Source organism: Methylotetracoccus oryzae, assembly GCF_006175985.1.
Lineage (GTDB): Bacteria > Pseudomonadota > Gammaproteobacteria > Methylococcales > Methylococcaceae > Methylotetracoccus > Methylotetracoccus oryzae.
In genome coordinates, this window is sequence record NZ_SRSH01000007.1 from 1 (window position 1) to 18,440 (window position 18,440).

The 18,440-nt window shown below is 63.0% G+C and carries 14 protein-coding genes; 7 read left to right on the top strand and 7 right to left on the bottom strand.

Features of this window, described 5'->3' with window-relative positions; all coding sequences use genetic code 11:
- Positions 1-161: 161 nt before the first annotated feature.
- The 4 genes from dusB to BWR02_RS08380 all read left to right on the top strand — a co-directional run bounded on the left by dusB (position 162) and on the right by BWR02_RS08380 (position 4,541).
- Positions 162-1,145 (top strand): tRNA dihydrouridine synthase DusB, encoded by a 984-nt coding sequence (dusB, locus tag BWR02_RS08365; protein WP_139557307.1) that lies wholly within the window; start codon positions 162-164, stop codon positions 1,143-1,145.
- Positions 1,142-1,429 carry a helix-turn-helix domain-containing protein gene (locus tag BWR02_RS08370; RefSeq protein ID WP_139557308.1) on the top strand — a complete coding sequence of 96 codons (288 nt, stop codon included), beginning with the start codon at positions 1,142-1,144 and terminating at the stop codon, positions 1,427-1,429. The genes dusB and BWR02_RS08370 overlap by 4 nt, the downstream gene beginning before the upstream one ends.
- A 39-nt stretch (positions 1,430-1,468) precedes the next feature.
- The gene (gene purH / locus BWR02_RS08375) at positions 1,469-3,025 is read left to right on the top strand and encodes a bifunctional phosphoribosylaminoimidazolecarboxamide formyltransferase/IMP cyclohydrolase (protein ID WP_139557309.1); all 1,557 of its coding nucleotides are present in this window, start codon (positions 1,469-1,471) and stop codon (positions 3,023-3,025) included.
- A 676-nt stretch (positions 3,026-3,701) separates the two neighbouring features.
- Positions 3,702-4,541, top strand: a complete 840-nt coding sequence (locus tag BWR02_RS08380; RefSeq protein WP_139557310.1) for a DUF8692 domain-containing protein — start codon at positions 3,702-3,704, stop codon at positions 4,539-4,541.
- Positions 4,542-4,736: 195 nt separating this feature from the next.
- Here BWR02_RS08380 and speD read toward each other — a convergent pair whose 3' ends face one another.
- On the bottom strand, positions 4,737-5,531 hold the full coding sequence (gene speD / locus BWR02_RS08385) for an adenosylmethionine decarboxylase (RefSeq protein ID WP_129883582.1): 795 nt from the start codon (positions 5,529-5,531) through the stop codon (positions 4,737-4,739).
- Positions 5,532-5,656: 125 nt separating this feature from the next.
- Entirely contained in the window at positions 5,657-6,073 is a 417-nt protein-coding gene (locus tag BWR02_RS08390; protein ID WP_139557311.1) for an OsmC family protein, read from the bottom strand.
- Positions 6,074-6,203: 130 nt separating this feature from the next.
- Between BWR02_RS08390 and BWR02_RS08395 the strand changes: the two genes are divergently transcribed.
- A complete protein-coding gene (locus BWR02_RS08395; RefSeq protein WP_139557312.1) occupies positions 6,204-6,878 on the top strand; it encodes a cyclic nucleotide-binding domain-containing protein in 675 nt (224 codons plus the stop codon).
- A gap of 94 nt (positions 6,879-6,972) precedes the next feature.
- Here BWR02_RS08395 and prlC read toward each other — a convergent pair whose 3' ends face one another.
- The 3 genes from prlC to BWR02_RS08410 all read right to left on the bottom strand — a co-directional run bounded on the left by prlC (position 6,973) and on the right by BWR02_RS08410 (position 12,464).
- Positions 6,973-9,027, bottom strand: coding sequence for an oligopeptidase A (prlC, locus tag BWR02_RS08400; RefSeq protein WP_139557313.1), 2,055 nt, complete (start codon positions 9,025-9,027; stop codon positions 6,973-6,975).
- A 133-nt stretch (positions 9,028-9,160) separates the two neighbouring features.
- On the bottom strand, positions 9,161-10,246 hold the full coding sequence (gene gcvT / locus BWR02_RS08405) for a glycine cleavage system aminomethyltransferase GcvT (RefSeq protein WP_139557314.1): 1,086 nt from the start codon (positions 10,244-10,246) through the stop codon (positions 9,161-9,163).
- 88 nt (positions 10,247-10,334) lie between these two features.
- The gene (locus BWR02_RS08410) at positions 10,335-12,464 is read right to left on the bottom strand and encodes a sodium-translocating pyrophosphatase (protein ID WP_236102046.1); all 2,130 of its coding nucleotides are present in this window, start codon (positions 12,462-12,464) and stop codon (positions 10,335-10,337) included.
- Positions 12,465-13,063: 599 nt separating this feature from the next.
- On the opposite strand from BWR02_RS08410, the gene BWR02_RS08415 reads away from it, so the two are divergent.
- Positions 13,064-14,365 (top strand): hemolysin family protein, encoded by a 1,302-nt coding sequence (locus tag BWR02_RS08415; RefSeq protein ID WP_139557315.1) that lies wholly within the window; start codon positions 13,064-13,066, stop codon positions 14,363-14,365.
- Between the two features lie 178 nt (positions 14,366-14,543).
- Here the strand turns inward: BWR02_RS08415 and BWR02_RS08420 are convergent, their stop codons facing one another.
- Together BWR02_RS08420 and argH are read right to left on the bottom strand one after the other, a co-directional pair.
- Positions 14,544-15,167 carry a histidine phosphatase family protein gene (locus BWR02_RS08420; protein ID WP_236102048.1) on the bottom strand — a complete coding sequence of 208 codons (624 nt, stop codon included), beginning with the start codon at positions 15,165-15,167 and terminating at the stop codon, positions 14,544-14,546.
- A 2-nt stretch (positions 15,168-15,169) separates the two neighbouring features.
- Positions 15,170-16,558 carry an argininosuccinate lyase gene (gene argH, locus BWR02_RS08425; protein ID WP_139557316.1) on the bottom strand — a complete coding sequence of 463 codons (1,389 nt, stop codon included), beginning with the start codon at positions 16,556-16,558 and terminating at the stop codon, positions 15,170-15,172.
- A gap of 169 nt (positions 16,559-16,727) precedes the next feature.
- Between argH and pgi the strand changes: the two genes are divergently transcribed.
- On the top strand, positions 16,728-18,374 hold the full coding sequence (gene pgi, locus BWR02_RS08430; RefSeq protein ID WP_139557317.1) for a glucose-6-phosphate isomerase: 1,647 nt from the start codon (positions 16,728-16,730) through the stop codon (positions 18,372-18,374).
- Positions 18,375-18,440: the final 66 nt, after the last annotated feature.

Sequence of the window (18,440 nt, forward strand, 5' to 3'; positions counted from 1 at the left end):
GGGGAATAGCAATCCAACCTGCCCTCTCCACGTCCGCCTTACGCCGCCTTAAGGCGTTCCCTGATGCGCCTGCCAGAGCGCCGTCACCCCTGTTCCAACAGCCTTTGCCAAGGTTCCGGTTTGCAGTAAACTTCGCGACCTTTCCCCGCTCGCCCCAAGTCATGCAGATCGGACCGTACCGACTGGCCAACCGTCTGATCCTCGCGCCGATGGCGGGCATTACGGACTTGCCCTACCGAAACCTCTGCCGCCGCTGGGGCGCCGGCATGGCGGTGGCGGAAATGGCAACGAGCAACCCGGCCCTGCTCGACAGTCGGAAGACCCGGCAGAAAACGGATCACCGCGGTGAAACAGAACCGCGTGTGGCACAGATCCTGGGTGCCGAGCCCATGCAGATGGCTGAGGCGGCGCGCTTCAATGTGGAGCGCGGTGCACAAATTATTGACATCAACATGGGGTGCCCGGCGAAGAAGGTCTGTAACAAAGCCGCCGGTTCCGCGCTGCTTCGCGATGAGCGACTGGTGGCGCAGATTTTGGATGCCGTGGTCCAGGCAGTCGACGTCCCCGTGACGCTGAAGATTCGGACCGGATGGGATGCTGCCGAGCGCAACGCGGTAAGCGTTGCGAAACTGGCCGCAGCGGCCGGCGTGAGCGCCCTGTCGGTGCATGGCCGGACCCGCGCCTGCGGCTTCTCCGGGTCTGCGGAATACCATACAATCGCCATGGTCAAAGCGTCTGTCAACATCCCGGTCATCGCCAACGGCGACATCGACTCTGCCGAGAAAGCGCAGCAAGTGCTGGAGGCAACGCGGGCGGACGGGATCATGATCGGTCGCGCGGCCCTGGGCCGACCCTGGATCTTCCGCCAGATCGAGCGTTTCCTCGAATCAGGGATCGACTGCCCGCCCCCCGGACCCGATGCCATTCTGGCCACTGTTCGCGAACACCTGCAGGGGCTGTATGCGCACTATGGTGAATACGCGGGCGTGCGTATCGCTCGCAAGCATGTCGGCTGGTACCTTGGTCAGGCCGCCGCAACGTCCTCCGAACTCCTGCGGCGCTTCAATCAACAGGAGACAGCGACGCAGCAGTGGGCTCTGCTGCCGGCGTTGTTCGATAGTCAACGGCAGGGAGAATCCGAATGACAGCGGAATCACGCAGCGCCTCGATGGACATCGTCATTCCCTGCGCGCCTGAAGGTCGTGACTTGCTCTGCAATCACGTCCGCATCGCAGTGGACCACTATCTTCGCGCCCTGAACGGTAGCGCCCCGAACGGCCTGTACGAGATGGTGCTGCAGGAGATCGAGCGCCCCTTGCTTGAGGTCGTGCTGGAGCACTGCGGACACAATCAGAGCAAGGCGGCTCAGGTCCTGGGTCTGAGCCGCAGCACACTACGCAAGAAGATGGCGCAGCACGGGCTGGCCTGAATTTCTTTCCTCCTACTCACTGGACCCGTCTTGACTCCCATGTCCCAGCAGAAGGTCGCGCGCGCGCTGATCAGCGTTTCAGACAAAACCGGTATCGTCGATTTCGCACGCGATCTGCACGTGCTGGGGATCGAACTGATCTCTTCGGGCGGCACTGCGCGCCTGCTGGCCGATAACGGCATTCCCGTCACCGAGGTTTCCGACTACACGGGCTTTCCGGAAATGATGGATGGCAGGGTCAAGACCCTGCACCCGAAAGTCCATGGCGGGATCCTGGGCCGGCGCGGGCTGGACGAAGCCATCATGGCAGAGCACGGCATCCCGCCGATCGACCTGGTCGTCGTTAACCTGTATCCCTTCGAGGCAACGATTGCGCGTCCCGATTGCGACCTGGACACGGCGATCGAGAACATCGACATCGGCGGTCCCGCGTTGCTCCGCGCTGCCGCCAAGAATCATGCCTCGGTCGGCGTCATCGTCGATCCCGCGGACTACCCCGCTGTCCTGGACGAGCTGCGTCGGAATGACGGAGCGCTGACCGATTCGACCCGGTTCGCGTTCGCGGCCAAGACCTTTCGGCACACGTCGTGGTACGACTCGGCGATCGCCGAATACCTCGGCGGAGAGACTGCACTGCCGGAACGCTTGTTGCTGCGCTTCACCCGGGCGCAGCCCATGCGTTACGGGGAGAATCCTCACCAGCGGGCAGCCTTCTATACCGAGACGCACCCGAAACCCGGCAGCATCGCCGGCGCCAGCCAGCTGCAGGGCAAGGAGTTGTCGTTCAACAATATCGCCGACGCTGACGCCGCGCTGGAATGCGTCAAGACCTTTGTCGATGCGCCGGCCTGCGTGATCGTCAAGCACGCCAACCCGTGCGGGGTGGCCCAGGCTGCGACGACGCTCGAAGCCTATGATCGCGCGTACGCCACCGACCCCACTTCCGCGTTCGGCGGCATCATCGCCTTCAACCGCCCGCTCGACGCGACGACGGCGAAGACCATCGTCGAGCGGCAGTTCGTTGAAGTCATCATCGCGCCCGGGATCAGCGCCGACGCGCTCACGGCACTGGCCACCAAGCCGAATGTCAGGGTGCTCGATTGCGGCAGCACCGACCCGGCGGATGACGTCGAATGGGACTACCGGCGGGTAGCGGGGGGATTGTTGGTTCAGGATCGCGACATCGTCGCGGTCGACCGGTCGCACCTCAAGATCGTGACGCGCCGGCAGCCCGATCAGCGTGAGCTGGAAGACCTGCTCTTTGCCTGGAAGGTGGTTCGTTACGTGAAATCGAACGCGATCGTCTACTGTCGCGACCTGCGCACCATCGGCGTCGGCGCCGGACAGATGAGCCGTGTCTACTCCGCTCGCATCGCCGCGATCAAGGCCGAAGACGTGGGCTTGACCGTGCAGGGCTCGGTGGTGGCATCAGACGCCTTTTTTCCATTCCGCGACGGCGTCGATGCGGCAGCCGCCGCGGGCGTGACCGCCGTGATCCAGCCCGGCGGCTCGGTTCGGGACGATGAAGTGATCGCCGCGGCAGACGAACACGGCCTGGCGATGGTTTTCACCGGCATCCGCCACTTCCGCCACTGATCTGCCGCGACCGCTGCCGCGAGGCCATGCGGCGGCAGCGGCTTACCGCGTTGCCCCTCCCACGTTTTCCGGCTGGCCAGGCGTCTCTCCACCAAGGAAGGCATGCCGCCGACCGGTTCAGCCCGACTGAGCCAGTGATCCCAGGCTGCGCCCATCCAGGTCTTGAACCCGCCACACCTTGGCATCTCCCATCACGCGCTTTTCCTAATCGATATCCGCCGGGCATGGCAGTGATGCCAGGCAGAACTTGCCGCAGTTCCGATCGACGCCAAAGAGCCCCTGCGTCAGCCTAGGCCGCAGAGACGCTAGCGCCGCCCCCTTCGCAGGCCGTGCCGCCGAACGCCCGTTAGCCTGTCGAGCAGCTCCGCCGCTGCGTTCGCCGGGACGGGCGCGATGGTCCGGCGGGCGACCCGCTTGCGGCGGCGCCGTCCTGACCATTCCCTGTCAGGCCTACGACGCCGTTTTGATCTGCCCCACCGGGCCCGGCGCCACCGTGTCCTACACTCTTCTTCGCAATGGTTCTGCGGCGAGGCAACCGGAGCTGTCAGGATTTTTTTCAATCCCGCCCGAAATACCCCGAATTACATCCCTTTTTCCTTCAAGAACAGAACATTGAGAGATTGGCATTGCTCATGCTGCGCAACAGGCGCGAAACCCCAACCATAAGGCCAAAACGATGCAAACCCACCGAGCCTATCGGCATGACAACAAAGTCAGCCACCAGTTTTCCGTACATGCCTCCTGGGCGACGTTCTGGCTGAGTATGATCGCCGGGCTGTTGGTCGTTGCCAGTGTGGCTATCCAGGCCTACAAGATCCACACAGGGCATGAGCGCCTGTTCGGTCTGACCAGCCTCTTCAATCTCGATGCCGAGCAGAGTCTGCCGATGTTTTTCAGCGTCTGCCTGCATCTCATCGCCGCGACACTCCTACTGGGCATCACGGTAGCCGAGTCGCGCAGCAGCGGTCAGGATCTGATGCGCTGGCGGCTGCTGACCGTCGGGTTCGCCTTCATGGCGATCGATGAGGCCTGTTCTCTGCACGAGTCGCTCGCGGTACCCATACGCGCGATGATGGGACCGGGTCCGCGCGGCATCTTCTTTTTTGCCTGGGTGATTCCCGCGATGGGTCTCGTTGCCGTCCTGGCGTTCTACTTCGTCGGCTTTCTAAGACGCCTGCCTGCACCGACGGCCCTTGCCTTCATCGGCGGCGGCATCTTGTTCCTGGGAGGAGCGATCGGCGTGGAGATGATCGGCGGCTGGTATTCGGAACGTCACGGGGAAAACACGCAAACGTACAATCTGATCACCGCGATCGAAGAATCGCTGGAGATGGCTGGCGTGATCGTCTTCATCCGGGCACTGATCAATCATGCCGCCTACCGTATGCAGACCGTGGGAGTGCAATTCATCGGTACCTGGACCCTCGCGATGTCACCTCGCACCAGCAGCGCGTCACTGGCTGCCGCCCGACTGGCGCATGGCCGCGGGGAAGCGATGTCTCTTCACCCGAGATAGTCGGCTCGGGCCGGGGGTCGGAAAGCGTGTCCGAGACCCCCTTTCTGTCTCCAGAATGCGGTCCGGCGGCACTTTGAGCGTCACGAGGCGGGATCAAGACGGCGCTCCGGCCGCGCCAACAGGCCAGTTCCACCGGCCACTACAAACCAGGGCTTGGGCGTCCCCGCGGCGGCCGCGCGTTGCAGAGGCTTGGCTTCAGCGCCGCAGCTTGTAGTTCCGGCCGTAGAAGATCTCGGCCATCTCCTGCTTCAACTGCTTCTGGATCGCTGTGCGCTCTTCCGGGGTCAGCGCATCCTTTGCCGTTTCGAAAAGATAGTTGTCCAGCACGAAGTCCTTGAGGATCATCTTCGTGTGGAAGATCTGTTCCTGATAGACGTTCACGTCGATCATCTGATACCGCTCCGCCATACTGTCGGAGATGTAGTTCTGGATCGAGGTGATCTCGTGATCGATGTAATGCTTCTGGCCGCTGATGTCGCGGGTGAATCCCCGGACGCGATAGTCCATGATCACGATGTCCGACTGGAAGCTGTGAATCAGGTAATTCAGCGCCTTCAACGGTGAGATGCGTCCGCAGGTCGACACGTCGATATCGGCCCGGAATGTGCTGAGTCCGCCGTAGGGATGGCTCTCCGGGTAGGTGTGGACGGTGATGTGGCTCTTGTTCAGGTGACCGACCACGGATTCGGGGACCGGTCCCGGACCCTCGATATTGGTCACGCTGTTCGGCACATGCCCCTCCGAGATCAGCATCGTGACGCTCGCGCCCTGCGGCTCGTAGTCCTGACGGGCAATGTTCAGGATCTCAGCCCCGATGATCGCATTCACATCGGTCAGAATTTGCGTCAACCGCTCGGCGCTGTAGGCCTCGTCGATGTATTCGATGTAGCGGCGCTGCTGCTGCTCCGACTTGGCGTAGCAGATGTCGTAGATGTTGAAGCTGAGCGACTTCGTGAGGTTGTTGAAACCGTGCAGTTGCAACTTATCCATGGACTTCACGCCACCCCGGTGATCTAGATTTGGAGCTGATTAGCTAGCGACTGCGAAGCGGGACTCTTCGGCGGCTGGGTTTGGAATCGGTGCTGGATTGCCCGACAAAACCGCTCGAACCCGCATCAATCCGTCAGGATTTCGAAGTCATGGGTGATGGAGGCGGTAGCCCCCAGCATGATGGAAGCGGAACAATACTTCTCGGCAGACAAGTCGACTGCACGCCGCACGGCCGCATCTGTCAAACCAACGCCCTTCAGAACGAAGTGAGCATGTATCTTGGTGAACACTTTCGGATCCGCTTCGGCCCGCTCCGCGTCGAGGAGCACTTCGCAGTTTTCGACGACGTGCCGCCCCTTGCGCAGGATATGCACCACGTCGAAGGCGGTACACCCACCCATGCCGAGCAGCAGCATTTCCATCGGCCGAACCCCGAGATTGCGCCCACCGCTATCCGGTGGCCCATCCATCACGACGGCATGTCCGCTGCCGGACTCGCCGACGAACAGGACATCTTCAACCCACTTAACCCGCGCTTTCATGACTCTCGGTGCCACCAAAATAGCGCGCTAGAATACCATAATTTTCCGGCCCAAACGCAGGACCGCACTACTAGACTTAGGTCCGCATCCGCCACGAATAGGAAACCGTGCCACGGGGGATCAAGACGTCATGGTTGAACTACACACTCCTGCCATCAGCGCGCTGCTGAAGAACTCTCATCAGCGTCGCTATGCTTCGCGCGCCTATGTCTTCAGACCAGGCGACCGAATCGATACCCTGCATTTCGTCACCGAAGGCTCGATCGCCATCGTCATGCCCGAAAAGAGCCTGCGCGCCGCGGACAGCCAGACGACACTGGCCAGCGATCAAGACGTCGTGCTGTCTTACGTTTGTCGCGGCGAATTCCTTGGCGTGGCCGGCTTCTTTCTGGGCGAGGGGGCCTACGAGGTCAATGCCATCGCACGCGAACCGGCCGTGGTGGCCTCACTGAGCTATGCTCGCCTCCGCGAGCTGCTGCGGACGACTCTGGCACCCTACGCCACCGACATCCTGATCGAATTAGGCCGGCAAGTGGCACTCCGTCTGGTCAAGAGCGACCGCCGCAGCGCGTCTTTGGCGGTGCACGACGTATCGGAACGCATCGTTCATGCGCTGCACGAACTTTGCACTCAGCCCGATGCAATGACACACCCCGACGGCATGCAGATCCGCATTACGCGGCAGGAGATCGGGCGCCTCGTCGGTTGCTCGCGCGAGATGGCCGGGCGCGTGCTGAAACAGCTGGAGCGCGAACGGCGCATCAGCGCCCATGGCAAAACCATCGTAGTATTTGGGACTCGCTAGGGAAGCTCGAAGCTACGCGGGGCTTTCCACGCGGAACGCGCCGCGGCGAACAACGGTTCGCGGTCGCGCTCACGCACGCTTGCCAACTCCATCGTCAAGCCGTCGCCGGGAGGATGCCGTTGTGACGCAACAGGGCATCGATCTGCGGCGGGCGCCCGCGGAACGCGACGAAGGAGTCCATCGCCTTGCGGCTGCCCCCTTTCTCCAGCACGTTTTGCAGGAATGACCGCCCCGTTTCCGGGTTGAACACGCCCTCCTCCTCGAAACGTGAGAAGGCGTCGCTGGACAAGACCTCAGCCCATTTGTAGCTGTAGTAGCCGGCAGCGTAACCACCCGCAAAGATGTGCGAAAAACTGTGCTGAAAGCGGTTGAAGCGCGGCGGGATGACCGCGGCAACCTGCTCTCGCACCTCATCGAGAATGGCCTGTACCCGGCCGCCGACCGCCGGGTCGTATTCGCGATGCAGACGGAAGTCGAACAGGGCGAACTCGAGCTGTCGCACCATCTGCATTCCTGACTGGAAATTCCGCGCCGCCAGCATCTTGTCGAACAAGTCCGCCGGCAGAGGGGCTCCGGTCTGATAATGGCCGGACAGCAGGCTTAAAGCCTCTTTCTCCCAGCAGTAGTTTTCCATGAACTGGCTCGGCAGCTCGACGGCATCCCATTCCACCCCATGTATGCCCGACACGCTTCGGTGATCGATCTGCGTCAGCATGTGGTGCAGGCCATGCCCGAATTCATGGAACAGCGTGACCATTTCATCGTGCCGCAGCAATGCCGGCGTGTCGCCGGCCGGCGGCGTGAAATTGCACACCAGGTAAGCGACCGGGTACTGCACGCTGCCCTCTAAACGATGGCGGGCCGCGCATTCGTCCATCCAGGCGCCGCCGCGCTTGTTCGGGCGGGCATAGAGATCGAGATAGAACGACCCGCGTCGCTCACCGCGCCCGTCCAGCACGTCATAGAAGCGGACATCCCGATGCCAGACCTCGACGCCGTCGCGGACCCGGATCTGCAGGCCATAGAGCCGCTCGACGACCGCAAAGAGGCCGTCGAGCACGCGCGGCGCCGGGAAGTAAGCCCTGACCTCCTCCTGCGAAAACGCATAGCGGTGTTGACGCAGGCGCTCGGAACAATAGGCCATGTCCCAGACTTCGAGAGTGTCCAGCCCACAGTGCTCTCGGGCGAACGCACGGAGTTCGTCGAGATCACGCCGCGCCACGGGCAGCGACCGCTCGCCCAGGTCGACCAGGAAGGCCATGACCTGATCGGCCGATTCCGCCATTTTGGTGGCCAGCGACAAGTCGGCAAAACTCGCGTAGCCGAGCAGTTGCGCCTTCTCGTGTCGCAGCGCCAGAATCTCCTCCATGAGTCCGGAGTTGTCCCATTGCCCGGCGTTCGGCCCCTGGTCTGAGGCACGCGTCGCGAAGGCCGTATACATTTCCCGCCGCAATTCGCGATCGTCGGCGTAAGTCATCACCGCGATATAGGACGGGAATTCCAGCGTCAGCAACCAGCCTTCCTGGCCACGCTGTTCGGCAGCCTGCCGCGCACCCGCCAGCGCCGACTCCGGCAGACCGGCCAAAGCCGTGATTTCGCTGATTGGCTTGGTCCAGCCCTGCGTCGCATCGAGTACGTTGTCCTGAAAACGGCTCTGCCGCTGCGACAACTCTTGTGCGATGGCCTTGAAGCGTTCCCGCTGCGCAGGCTCCAGTTCGATGCCCGAAAGCCTGAAATCGCGCAGAGCGTCCTCGACGATCTTGCGCTGCGCCGGCTCGAACGTTGCGTAGGCCGGGCTTGCGGATAAGTCTCGGTAGGCGGCGTAAAGCCCTTCGTTCTGACCCAATTCGGTCCAGTAGGCGCTCAGCAGCGGCAGACAGGTGTTGTAGGCAACCCGCAGTTCGTCGCTGTTCATCACCGCGTTCAAATGGCCGACTGGCGACCAGGCCTTGGCGAGGCGGTCGTCGAGCACCTCCAGTCTTGCCACCAGCCCGCCCCAATCGAAGGGACCCGGCTGCGCCGCAATACGGGCGACCTCGGCACGATTCTCCTCGAGGATCTGCTGAATGGCGGGCACGACGTCGGAGGGCTTGATGGCGGTGAAGGCCGGAAGTTCGCGGTTCTCGAGCAGCGGATTCACGTTGGTCATGGCAGATGGGTTGGGATAGTCTGGAAATGCGGTTGTAGGCTGCGGGTAACCCTTTAGTCAGCGGATCGCGACAAGGGTTCGCACGCTGCCCCGCAAACGGGCCGGGGGCCACCCCAGCGCGCCGGCCGGCGGCTCAGAGGGCCACCAGCGGCTGGCCGTATTTCACGAAGCGAGGCGGCACGATGCGACAGTGCTTCCAGTGGCCACGAATCTCGACCCGGCAGCGATCTTCGTTGCCGGCCGGCAGGCGGGCAAAACCGATGGAGCGCTGCAGCGTCGGCGAATGGCCGCCGCTCGTCGTCACGCCCTCGCCGCCTCCCGGCAGTTGCACGCGCAGGTGGCCGCGCAATACCCCGGGTTCTTCGAGGATCAGACCGACGAAACGGGAGCCACCTTGCGCGCGTCGAGTGAGCAGCGCGGCGCGCCCGATGAAATCGCGATCGGCCGGCTCCAGCGCCACCGTCCAGGCGAGACCGCAATCGTAGGGTGTGACTGATTCGTCCATGTCGCTGCCATAGAGCCGAAGCCCGGCTTCGAGCCGCAGCGAATCGCGCGCGCCGAGGCCACAGGGCGCGACGCCGGCGTCCCGCAGGGCTTCCCAGGTCACAACGGCCTCGCTGCTGGGAACGATCAGCTCGTAGCCGTCCTCGCCGGTATAGCCGGTCCGCGCGGCCTGCGCATCGCCAATCGTGATGAAGTGCATGACGGGCAGTCCGGGCGCCCCGGCCGACAGCCAGGGCAGGGCCTGGTGCGCCAGATCCCGCGCCCGCGGGCCCTGGACGGCGATCATCGACAGGTCGGCACGGCAGCAGACGTCGACGCCGAAAGGCTCCGCCTGGCGGGTGATCCAGTCCAGATCGCGTTCCCGCGTCGCGGCATTGACCACGAGGCGGCAACGGCCGACGTCCCCGCGGTAGGCGATGACGTCGTCCAGGATGCCGCCAGCCGGATTCAGCATGCACGAATACAGCGCGGCGCCGGCCTCGCCGGCGCGGTTGATGTCATTCGCCAACAGGTGGCGTACGAACGCGTGCGACCGCGGTCCCGACAGATCGATGACCCCCATGTGCGACACGTCGAACATGCCGGCCGCCTTGCGCACCGCCATGTGCTCGCCAATCTGGGAACCGTAGTGCAGCGGCAGTTCCCAGCCGGCGAACTCCACCAGCTTGCCACCGGACTGTCGATGGACGGCATTCAGCGCGGTCTGATTTGGCACCGAAATCTCCCCGATCGTGGTCGCGCAGCAGCGCGACGGTCCTGCGCGTCGAGTCCCCCAGGGAGACTCTGCATGGAACAGAGCCTTCCTAGGACAGCAGCGGAACGATCAGCAACGCAACGATGTTGATGATCTTGATCATCGGATTGACGGCCGGGCCGGCGGTATCCTTGTACGGATCACCAACGGTGTCGCCCGTCACCGCGGCCTTGTGGGCTTCGGAGCCCTTGCCGCCGAAGGCGCCGTCCTCGATGTATTTCTTGGCATTGTCCCACGCGCCGCCTCCGGTGGTCATCGAAATCGCGACGAACAGGCCGGTGACGATCGTGCCGATCAGCACGCCGCCGAGTGCCTCCTTGCCCAGCAGCAGGCCGACCACCAGCGGGACCGCGACGGGCAACAGCGACGGGACGATCATTTCCTTGATCGCCGCCTTCGTCAACAAATCCACCGCCTTCGAATAATCGGGCTTGGCCTTGAAATCCATGATCCCGGGGATCTCCCGAAATTGGCGACGGACCTCCGTGACGATACCTGCGGCCGCCCGTCCGACCGCTTCCATGGCCATCGCGGCGAAAAGGTAGGGCACGAGTCCGCCGATGAACAAACCGATGATGATGCGATGGTTGGACAGATCGAATGCCACCTGCCCACCCAGAGCGTGGGTATAGTCCGCGAACAGCACCAGCGCAGCCAGTCCGGCCGAGCCGATCGCATACCCTTTGGTCACCGCCTTCGTCGTGTTGCCGACGGCGTCCAGTGCATCGGTAATATGACGGACTTCCTCGGGCAGATTCGCCATCTCCGCGATGCCGCCGGCGTTGTCCGTGATGGGGCCGTAGGCATCCAGGGCGACGATCATGCCGGTCATCGACAACATGGATGTCGCCGCGATGGCGATACCATAGAGACCGGCTAGCGAGTGCGCGGCCCAAATACTGGCACAGACCGCAATGACCGGAATCGCGGTGGACTTCATGGAGACCCCGAGACCGGCGATGATGTTGGTCGCATGACCGGTCGTCGAGGCTCCGGCGATGTGTCTGACGGGCTGATACTCGGTCGCCGTGTAATACTCGGTGACCGCCACCATCACGGCGGTCAGCACCAGACCGATCAGGGCCGTGCCGTAAATGCCCATGGCAGACAGGGTGGTGTCACCGGACGGGAGGCCACCCCAGAACATGAACACGGTCACGGGCAGGAAGGCCACCGCCGAAAGGCCGCCCGACACGATCACGCCCTTGTAGAGACCGCTCATGATGCGGCGGCCCGTGGTGATTCTTACGAAGAAGGTGCCGACAATCGAGGCCAGGATCGACACGCCGCCCAGTACCAGCGGATAGATCACGGCGTTGTCGCGTCCGTCGGTGATCAGGCCGCCCAGCAGCATCGTGGCGACGATCGTCACCGCATAGGTCTCGAACAGGTCGGCCGCCATGCCGGCACAGTCACCGACGTTGTCCCCGACGTTGTCGGCGATCACCGCCGGGTTGCGTGGGTCATCTTCCGGGATGCCGGCCTCCACCTTGCCGACCAGATCGGCCCCCACATCGGCCCCTTTCGTAAAGATACCGCCGCCGAGACGAGCGAAGATGGAGATCAGCGATCCGCCGAACGCCAGTCCCACCAGCGCATGCAGGGGATCGGCAACACCCAGGCTCTTCAGGATGGTGTAGTAACCGGCCACTCCGAGCAGCCCGAGGCCCACCACCAGCAGGCCCGTGATGGCACCGCCACGGAAGGCCATGGTAAAGGCCGCGTTCATCCCGCGCGACGCGGCCTGCGCCGTGCGCGAGTTGCTGCGCACGGAGATGTGCATACCGATGTAGCCGGCGGCGCCCGACAACGCGGCGCCCACGGCGAAACCGCCCGCCACGGCCCAGCCGAGCGCGAAACCGATCACGACGAAGAGCACGCCGCCGACCGCGGCGATGGTGCTGTACTGACGATTGAGGTAGGCCTGAGCGCCTTGCTGGATCGCCGCGGCGATCTCCTGCATACGCAGATTGCCGGGGGACTGGACATTGATCCAGGCGATGGACAGGATGCCGAAGACCAGGGCGGCAATGGACGACACGAAGGCGAAGGACACCCCCCAACCAACCGAGAAGCCAATCGTGAAGAAGGCCACCAGCGCACCGTAACTGATGGTTCTCGTGCGCCGGTCCGCCAGAATCAGCTGCAACCCCTCCTGGGCGCACGCGACAATCGACATGGCCATATTGCTCCCCTTCCCTACTCGCCGTTCAATGTTGGATTTGGAACGCGCAAGAGGCGTGTCCTGGCGGCTGCCGTCGGCCACCGCAACCGACGCCTGCACCCGCACGGCGACACGATATTCCCACGCACAAAATAAATGTCTGCTAGACGTACCGCCGGCCGGTGTTCACGGATGGCGCGGCAACGCTGGAAGATGACACGAAGAACGGGCAGCGGTAGTCGGCGCTCAGCTGTCCGGACTTCCGGATGCGGTACGTTAGACGAATTGACTCTCCCGCACAAGTTGGCCCCGAGCGCACCGGCGTGGCATTCAGCGCGGGCAAGTCTGGCCGATTCTCGGCGCCGTCCCCTATAATCGGGGCCGTATCACCAGCAGCGAGTCACCTCCGATTTTGCCATCATCGTCTCCCCATCCGGCTCCGCTAACTCAGCCGGGACGGCCGCGTCGTCCGGCGATCAACGCTTATCAGCCCGCCGCTTCGACCCCGAAGCCGGCATCTCATTGGCCGGGTTCCGTCATGGCAGCCGCGGCGCACGAGCCGGATCCGATCACCGTTGGCAGCGTTCTCGCGGCGCCTAAACCCGGACCATGCCATGTGGTTTGACATCGGGTTGATACTCTTCCTGATCGTGATGAACGGGCTGTTCGCGATGTCCGAGATCGCGATCGTGTCCGCGCGTCGCGTCCGGCTGCAACATGCGGCTGAGAAGGGCAGCAAGGGGGCGGCTCGCGCGCTGGAACTGGCCGAGCAACCCGGACGCTTCCTGTCGACGATACAGGTGGGCATCACCTCGATCGGCATCCTGAGCGGTGCGCTCGGCGAGCGGGTCATCGCCGATCAGCTCCACGATTACTTCCTGACGATACCGGAGCTAAGCGCTTACGCCCATGAACTGTCCCTGACGATCATGGTCGCCACGATCACTTATATCTCGCTGATCATCGGCGAGTTGGTCCCGAAACGCCTGGCCTTGCTGCGCCCCGAGGGAATCGCCGCCTTCTTCGCTCGACCCATGCACCTGCTGTCGGTTGTTGCGCTGCCGCTGGTCAAACTGTTAAGCGTTTCCACTGATCTCGTGCTGCGGGCGCTGGGCGTCCGGCCACCCGACGAGCCGTCCGTGACGGAAGAGGAGATCAAGGTGCTGCTGGAACAGGCCACGGTAGAAGGCGTGTTCGAGCGCAGCGAACAGCAGCTGGTCGAGAATATCCTGCGTCTCGACGACCGCAAGGTCGGCGCGATCATGACGCCCCGCAAGGACATCGTTTATCTGGACATCCAGAAACCGTTCGAACGCAACCGGCAAACGATCACCGAACACCCGCACTGGATACTCCCGCTGTGCAACGATGGGCTGGACAACCTGATTGGCTTCGTGAAGACGAAGGATCTGTTGAACCGGATGCTGGCCGGCGAGAAGGCGGATCTGATGGAACTGCTGACACCGGCGCTGTTCGTGCCGAATTCGCTGTCGCTGATGCAGGTGCTCGAACAGTTCAAGAAGTCACACCTGCACACCGCAATCGTGGTCGACGAATATGGCGAGTTGGACGGGCTGGTTTCGCTGAGCGACATTCTCGAGGCAATCGTCGGAGACATTCCTTCCGATGCGAGCGACGAGGAACCGCAGGTCGTCCGGCGTGAAGATGGTTCCTGGCTGATCGACGGCATGCTCGACATCGAGCGGTTCAAGGAACTGTTCGACCTGGCCCTCCTGCCCGAGGAGCAGATGGGCAACTTTCACACGGTCGGCGGATTCGTGATGCTGCGGCTGGGGAATGTACCGCGCGTCACCGACTGCTTTGAATTCGAGGGCCTGCGCTTCGAAGTCATCGACATGGATCGCAACCGGGTCGACAAGGTGCTCGTCACGGAGGTCGCAGTTCCGGCGGTGTGACGACGTAATCGGAGCGCGGCGACGGCGGGCGCGGCGCGCGCAAGCACGGTCCGTCGGGAACCGGGGGATCGGATCCTGCCTGTCGCGGTCAGCCGGCCCGTCCATTTCCCCTGAATCGACGCGAGAACCGGCTCGCCTGGCACCACCCCGGGATGGGACTAAAGGACGCCAAGGTTGGCTAGAGCGTGCGGCCGTGAAAAATCAGATGACCGAGAAACTCGTCGCCCTGTTCCAGGCACTCGATACGCGTGATCATCGCGTTATCGACCTTGATCCGGAACAGGTTCCGCAGCGGAACCTCGAGTATGTGTGCCAAGACCATCCGGATCACACCCGCATGACATACCATCAGGACGTGCTGGCCAACATGCTTGTCGACCGTCTCCTGCAACGCAGCGACGACACGCTCCCGAAAATCGCCCAGCCCCTCGCCATCCTTGGGCCGATTCGTCATCGGGTCTCGAAAGAAGCGCTGCAGCACGCCCGGGTCATATAGCGTCGCCAGCTCTTCGTGGGTCTTGCCCTGCCAGGCGCCGAATCCCAGTTCCTTGATGCGCGGCTCGGGCTCAACCGGGATCCCGTACCGTAGCCCGAGTTCTTCCGCAAATGCCTGGCAGCGCTGCAAGGGGGACGTAATGATGATGTCCCAAGGCGGAGCTTCGCGGCCGACGGCGGCCCACATTTGCTGCCAACCCTTGTCGCTGAGCGGATCATCGACCTGACCGCGGTAACGGCTCCCGCCGACGGGCTCGCCGTGGCGCATCAGGTCGATCAGCGTCGATACGCGCTCTTCGGTAATCAACGTCAGTCCGCCGGCAAGTGGCGCCGGGCCTCCGCGACCGCTTCGCGCACACGGATGGGAGCCGTACCGCCGAAATGATCGCGCGCCGAGACCGAGCCATCGAGCGTCAGTACGGCAAAGACGTCGTCATCGATGAGTTCGCAAAAGTGCTGCAGCTCTCCGAGCGAAAGCGCGGCCAGATCGCGCCGGGTTTCGACCCCAAGCCGCACGGCCTTGCCGACCACCTCGTGCGCATCGCGAAAGGCCAAGCCCTTGCGTACCAGATAATCCGCCAGATCGGTCGCGGTCGCATAACCGCGGCTTGCGGCCAGGCGCATTTCGTCGCGATTCGCGCGAATGTGGGGAACCATATCGGCGAAGGCGCGCAGACAGGCCCTCAGTGTGTCGACCGTGTCGAAGACGGGCTCCTTGTCTTCCTGGTTGTCCTTGTTGTATGCCAGCGGCTGGCTCTTCATCAGCGTCAGCAGGCCGAACAGGTGACCGAAGACGCGACCCGCCTTGCCCCGCACGAGTTCGGGGACGTCCGGGTTCTTCTTCTGCGGCATGATCGATGAGCCGGTGCAGAACTTGTCCGGGAGCTCGACGAAGGCAAACTGACTCGATGTCCACAAGACCAGTTCCTCGGCGATCCGGGTCAAATGCATCATCAGCAGGCTGGCGCAGGCAGCGAACTCGATTGCGAAGTCGCGGTCACTGACAGCGTCCAGCGAGTTGGCCGCAGGCCGGTCGAAGCCCAGTAATTGCGCCGTGCAGTGCCGATCCAGCGGGAAACTGGAGCCGGCCAGGGCGGCGGCGCCCAAGGGCATGACATTGATGCGCTTCCGGCAATCCTGCAGCCGCTCACGGTCGCGCGCCAACATTTCGTACCAGGCCAGCAGGTGGTGGCCGAAGGTAATTGGCTGCGCCGTCTGGAGGTGTGTGAACCCGGGCATGATGGTGTCGGCCTCCCTCTCCGCCAGGTCGACCAGCGCACGCTGCAGCCGCGCGAGGTCCCGGCAGATCAGATCGACTGCCTCGCGCAGGTAAAGACGCAGGTCGGTGGCGACCTGGTCATTTCGGGACCGGCCCGTGTGCAGCTTCTTTCCGGTCTCCCCGATGCGATCGACCAGCCGTGCCTCGATGTTCATGTGCACGTCTTCGAGTTGCAGCGACCAGTGGAAATCGCCCCGGTCGATGTCGCCGGCGATGTCCTCCAGACCGCGCACGATGGCGTGCATCTCCTTTTCCGTCAGCACGCCGATGCGCTGCAACATCTGCGCGTGGGCGATGGAACCCTGAATGTCATGCCGCGCCAGCCGTCGATCGAACTCGACCGAGGCCGTGAACGCTTCCACGAAGGCATCGGTGGCCTCGGAAAAACGCCCACCCCAAGGTTTCTGTTCGCTGCTCATCATCGATCCCGCATGTGTTCCAACAGGCGGGAATTATACCGAAAAGCAAGCTTCATTCCCGCGATCACGCGCTCCGCCTGGTTTGGGCGCGGGTGCGTACCAAGTCCCTTGCGTCTGTAGTAGCATTTCCAACACAACCAAAGCGAACCGCCGTCAGAGTGAGGCATCGATGACCCAACCCACCCGGCTCCCAGCATGGAACGCCTTGCAGGCCCACAAGGCGGAAATTGCCGGCTTGCATATGCGCGACCTGTTCAAAGAGGACCCTGAGCGCTACTCCCGCTTTTCCATCCACTGGGACGAGTTCGTTTTCGACTATTCGAAGAATCGCATCACGCCACGCACCGTCGACCTGTTGCTGCAACTCGCCAGACAGGCCGAGCTGGCGCCCCGTATCGAGGGCATGTTCCGAGGCGACAAAATCAACGTCACCGAGGAGCGAGCCGTGCTGCACGTCGCGCTCCGCAACCGGAGCAATCGGCCCATCTGCGTCGATGGGGTCGACGTGATGCCCGCAGTCAACCGTGTACTCGAACGCATGGCCCGCTTCACCGCCGCCGTCCGTTCCGGCGAATGGCGGGGTTACACCGGCAAGGCGATCACCGACATCGTCAACATCGGCATCGGCGGATCCGACCTCGGCCCCAGAACGGTGGTGGAAGCCCTGAAGCCGTACGGGTCCGACAAGCTGCGGGCCCACTTCGTTTCGAACGTCGACGATGCCGACCTGATCGAAACGGTCAAGCACCTCAGCCCCGAAACCACGCTCTTTTGTGTCGCCTCCAAGACGTTCGCGACACAGGAAACGATGACCAACGGCCTATCCGCCCGGGCCTGGCTACTCGATCACGCGCGGGACGATGCGGCGGTGGCCAAGCACTTCGTCGCGGTTTCGACGAATGCCGAGCGCGTGGCCGCATTCGGGATCGATGTGGCGAACATGTTCGAGTTCTGGGACTGGGTCGGCGGTCGCTACTCGCTGTGGTCGGCCATCGGGCTCCCGATCGCGCTGGCCGTCGGAATGGACCGCTTCGAAGAATTGCTGGAAGGCGCTCACCAGGTCGACGAGCACTTCCGGACAACGCCCTTTGAACGCAATATCCCGGTGCTGATGGGATTGCTCGGCATCTGGTACAACAACTTCTTCGACGCCCAGACCTACGCGATCCTGCCTTACGACCAGTATCTCGAGTATCTGCCGACGTATCTCCAGCAGGGAGACATGGAGAGCAATGGCAAAACCATCGACATCAACGGACAGCCGGTAGCTTATCCCACGGGTCCGGTGATCTTCGGGCAGCCCGGTACGAACGGACAACATGCCTTCTATCAGCTGATCCATCAGGGCAGCGAGCTGATTCCCTGCGACTTCATTGCCGCCGCGCAAGGGCATCATTCGCTGGGGCGTCACCACGAAATCCTGATCGCGAACTTTCTCGCCCAACCCGAGGCGTTGATGCGCGGCAAGACCTATGACGAGGCCCTGGCGGAACTTCGCGCCAGCGGCGTGGATGAGAACGATCTCGCCAAGCCCGCTGCAGCGAAGACCTTTCCCGGCAACAAACCAACCAACACCATCCTTTACCGGAAACTGACCCCGCGTGTGCTCGGTTCGCTGATCGCGCTTTACGAGCACAAGATCTTCACGCAGGGGGCGATATGGAACATCAATTCCTTCGACCAGATGGGGGTCGAGTTGGGGAAACAGCTCGCACAGACCATCCTGGCCGAGCTGAGCAACGATGAGCCGGCGTCGTCGCATGACTCCTCAACCAACGGCCTGATCAATGCCTACAAGCATTTGCGCCAGAAGTGAACTGCCCGCATCGACCTGCAGGGTGCTTCCTGGGAGGGCGCCGTGACCACTATGACCGGCGGCTGG

What these genes read in the sequence shown, in the direction of transcription:
- prlC (WP_139557313.1), bottom strand. Translation starts at nt 9,027, where the DNA reads ATGACCAACGTGAATCCGCTGCTCGAGAACCGCGAACTTCCGGCCTTC.
- dusB (WP_139557307.1), top strand. Translation starts at nt 162, where the DNA reads ATGCAGATCGGACCGTACCGACTGGCCAACCGTCTGATCCTCGCGCCG.
- BWR02_RS08370 (WP_139557308.1), top strand. Translation starts at nt 1,142, where the DNA reads ATGACAGCGGAATCACGCAGCGCCTCGATGGACATCGTCATTCCCTGC.
- speD (WP_129883582.1), bottom strand. Translation starts at nt 5,531, where the DNA reads ATGGATAAGTTGCAACTGCACGGTTTCAACAACCTCACGAAGTCGCTC.
- BWR02_RS08395 (WP_139557312.1), top strand. Translation starts at nt 6,204, where the DNA reads ATGGTTGAACTACACACTCCTGCCATCAGCGCGCTGCTGAAGAACTCT.
- argH (WP_139557316.1), bottom strand. Translation starts at nt 16,558, where the DNA reads ATGAGCAGCGAACAGAAACCTTGGGGTGGGCGTTTTTCCGAGGCCACC.
- BWR02_RS08390 (WP_139557311.1), bottom strand. Translation starts at nt 6,073, where the DNA reads ATGAAAGCGCGGGTTAAGTGGGTTGAAGATGTCCTGTTCGTCGGCGAG.
- BWR02_RS08415 (WP_139557315.1), top strand. Translation starts at nt 13,064, where the DNA reads ATGTGGTTTGACATCGGGTTGATACTCTTCCTGATCGTGATGAACGGG.
- BWR02_RS08380 (WP_139557310.1), top strand. Translation starts at nt 3,702, where the DNA reads ATGCAAACCCACCGAGCCTATCGGCATGACAACAAAGTCAGCCACCAG.
- purH (WP_139557309.1), top strand. Translation starts at nt 1,469, where the DNA reads ATGTCCCAGCAGAAGGTCGCGCGCGCGCTGATCAGCGTTTCAGACAAA.
- pgi (WP_139557317.1), top strand. Translation starts at nt 16,728, where the DNA reads ATGACCCAACCCACCCGGCTCCCAGCATGGAACGCCTTGCAGGCCCAC.
- BWR02_RS08410 (WP_236102046.1), bottom strand. Translation starts at nt 12,464, where the DNA reads ATGTCGATTGTCGCGTGCGCCCAGGAGGGGTTGCAGCTGATTCTGGCG.